Source organism: Mesorhizobium sp. M7A.F.Ca.CA.004.06.1.1, assembly GCF_003999135.1.
Classification (GTDB): domain Bacteria; phylum Pseudomonadota; class Alphaproteobacteria; order Rhizobiales; family Rhizobiaceae; genus Mesorhizobium.
The window spans coordinates 1-2,929 of the sequence record NZ_RZPQ01000738.1 but is presented as its reverse complement, the minus strand read 5'-3'; the positions used below and the strand labels follow the sequence as shown (position 1 = coordinate 2,929).

At 62.1% G+C, this 2,929-nt stretch carries 2 protein-coding genes and 1 pseudogene; 1 reads left to right on the top strand and 2 read right to left on the bottom strand.

The genetic code is table 11. From position 1 onward, the window contains the following. Positions 1–38 precede the first annotated feature (38 nt). Positions 39–659, bottom strand: a complete 621-nt coding sequence (locus tag EN906_RS29295; RefSeq protein WP_095084743.1) for a ribonuclease D — start codon at positions 657–659, stop codon at positions 39–41. Between the two features lie 125 nt (positions 660–784). Further along, the gene (locus EN906_RS29290; RefSeq protein WP_127271233.1) at positions 785–2,170 is read right to left on the bottom strand and encodes a M20/M25/M40 family metallo-hydrolase; all 1,386 of its coding nucleotides are present in this window, start codon (positions 2,168–2,170) and stop codon (positions 785–787) included. 415 nt (positions 2,171–2,585) lie between these two features. Between EN906_RS29290 and EN906_RS29285 the strand changes: the two are divergent. Beyond that, a pseudogene (locus tag EN906_RS29285) lies at positions 2,586–2,929 on the top strand (DNA polymerase I); the annotation flags it as partial.

Genomic DNA, 2,929 nt, shown 5'->3' with positions numbered 1-2,929 from the left:
ATCTGCACCGTTTGCGCGATGTGCTGGCCGGACGACCGTCAGCTGTGGGCAAAGATATCCTCTTCGTCCCAGCCCATCAGGTCAAGCTTGGCACGCGTCGGCAGGAAGCGGAAGCAGGCATCGGCCTCCTTGGTCCGCCCATCGCGCGCCAGGCGTCCGGCGAGCACATCGCGCAAACGGTGCAGATAGAGCACGTCGGAAGCGGCATATTCGAGCTGTTCGGGCGACAGCGTCTCGGCCGCCCAGTCCGACGATTGCTGCGCCTTGGAGAGGCCAACGCCAAGAAGCTCGAAGCAGATGTCCTTCAGCCCGTGGCGGTCGGTGTAGGTGCGGGTCAGCCGCGAGGCGATTTTGGTGCAGAACACCGGCTCCGGCATCACGCCGAACGCATTGTAGAGCACGGCAAGATCGAAGCGTCCGTAGTGGAACAGCTTGGTTACGCCACGGTTCCGCAGCAGGCTGACGAGGTTCGGCGCCTTCTTCTGGCCAGGCGCGATCTGGATGACGTCGGCCGTGCCGTCGCCGGGCGAAATCTGCACCACGCACAGCCGGTCACGATGCGGATTGAGCCCGAGCGTCTCGGTGTCGATGGCCACTGCCCCGACATTGTAGTGCGAGAGGTCGGGCAGGTCGTTTTTATGGAAACGGATATCGGCCATTGTCTTCTCCGGTCGAGCTCTACAGTGTCCCCTGACCCGCAAGGGACGCTGCAGCGCTTTGTCTTGTGGCCCGTCCTCGCCGCGATCCGCTGAAAAATCAACAGGAAAACAGGAGTTTCCGCCGCTCAGCGCGTCAAGGCATCGAGAATCCGCGCCCAGGAGCGCTGGCCCTTGTGGAAGGAGCTGAGCTCGTATTTCTCGTTGGGCGAGTGGATGCGGTCGTCGTCGAGGCCGAACCCGACCAGCAGCGATTCCATACCGAGATAGGTCTGGAAATCGCCGACAACCGGAATGGAGCCGCCGCTGCCCGTCGTCACCGCCGGCTTCGGCCATTCGTCGGACAGCGCATTCTTGGCCTTGGCGAGGAAGGGCGAGTCGTAGGAAAGCTGGATTGCCGGCGAGCCGCCATGCGGATGGAATTCGACCGAACAGTCGGCCGGAATCCGCTCCTTGACGAATTTCTGGAACGCAGCGCGAATTTTCTTGGGATCCTGCTTGTGGACAAGGCGAAACGACACCTTCGCCGAGGCTTCCGCCGCGATCACCGTCTTGAAGCCCTTGCCGGTATAGCCGCCGATGATGCCGTTGAACTCGGCCGTCGGCCGCGCCCAGGTCAACTCCAGCACGGAGCGGCCCTTTTCGCCCGACGGGATCGACAGGCCGACCGGTCCGAGGAACGTCTCGGCGGTCTCGCCGAGCGTCTCCCATGATTTCAGGATCTGCGACGGTGTTTCCTCGACGCCGTCATAGAAGCCGGGGATGGTGATATGGCCGTCCTTGTCGTGGATATCGGCCAGCACCCTGGCCAGGATCCGGATCGGATTGGCGGCGGCACCGCCATAGAGGCCGGAATGCAGGTCGCGATCGGCCGCCTTCACCGTGATCTCCTCGCCGACCAGCCCGCGCAATCCCACACAGATCGACGGCGTCTCGCGGTCCCACATGCCGGTATCGCAAACCAGCGCGAAATCGGCCTTGAGTTCGTCGGCATTGGCTTCGAGGAACGGCTTCAACGAGGGCGAGCCGGATTCCTCTTCGCCCTCGAACAGGATGGTGATGCGGCAAGGCAGATTGCCGTGCACCTGTTTCCAGGCGCGGCAAGCCTCTACGAAGGTCATCAACTGGCCTTTGTCGTCGGCCGACCCGCGTCCGGTGATCACCTTGTGATCCGGCCCGACCTCCTTGACAGCAGGCGCGAACGGATCGCTTTCCCACAATTCGATCGGATCGACCGGCTGAACGTCATAATGGCCGTAAAACAGCACATGCGGCGAACCGGCCGGGCCGTCATGGTGCGCAACCACCATCGGGTGGCCTGGTGTGTCGCGAACGCTGGCGTCGAAGCCGATCAGCTTGAGTTCGGCCACCAGCCATTCCGCCGCCTTGCGGCAATCGGCGGCAAAGGCCGGATCGGTGGAGATCGACTTGATCTTGAGCAAGCCGAACAGGCGCTCGAGGCTCTGGTCGAGATTGTTGTCGAGACGGTCGAGGACGGGGGAAATTGCGGACATATGTGAAGCCTTTCGATTCAGAACCCGAACCGTAAAGGCAGGACAGGAAAACGAAAAGCCCGCGATCATTGGACCACGGGCTGCAAACGTCTGTCTGGGATAAAAAAGACCGCCGTGGTGGAGGGGGAACCACGGCGGCCTTCTACTCGAAACGATGCGGCAGCCCGGAGAGGGGGGATAGGCTGCCGCAGGTGTCCGGATTAGGCGGGGGACGGGCCTTGCTCCGGACTCGGCGAAAACTGCCGATGACGTGTATTTGGGTCTCTGAACGTGGCGATTCAAGGGCACGAAAATTACAGTTTTGTAACATAGGCGTGAGCAGGGTGACGGCGATCTGTCAGGGTGTTGCCGGAACCGATAGTCGACGCTGCCTTTGGCATGGACCAAGCCGCCGCGCCGCGCTATCCCTGCCGGCATGAAAAAAGGCGATCATCTCTTCCTTGTCGACGGCTCCGGCTACATCTTCCGTGCCTATCACGCGCTGCCGCCGCTGACCCGCAAATCCGACGGCCTGCCGGTGGGCGCCGTTTCCGGCTTCTGCAACATGCTGTGGAAGCTGATGCTCGACGCCCGCAACACCGATGTAGGCATTGTGCCAACGCATTTCGCCGTCATTTTCGACTATTCGTCGAAAACCTTCCGCAACGACCTCTACCCCGAATACAAGGCCAACCGCTCGGCACCGCCGGAAGATCTGATCCCGCAATTCGGCCTGATCCGCCAGGCGACCAGGGCGTTCAACCTGCCCTGCGTCGAGAT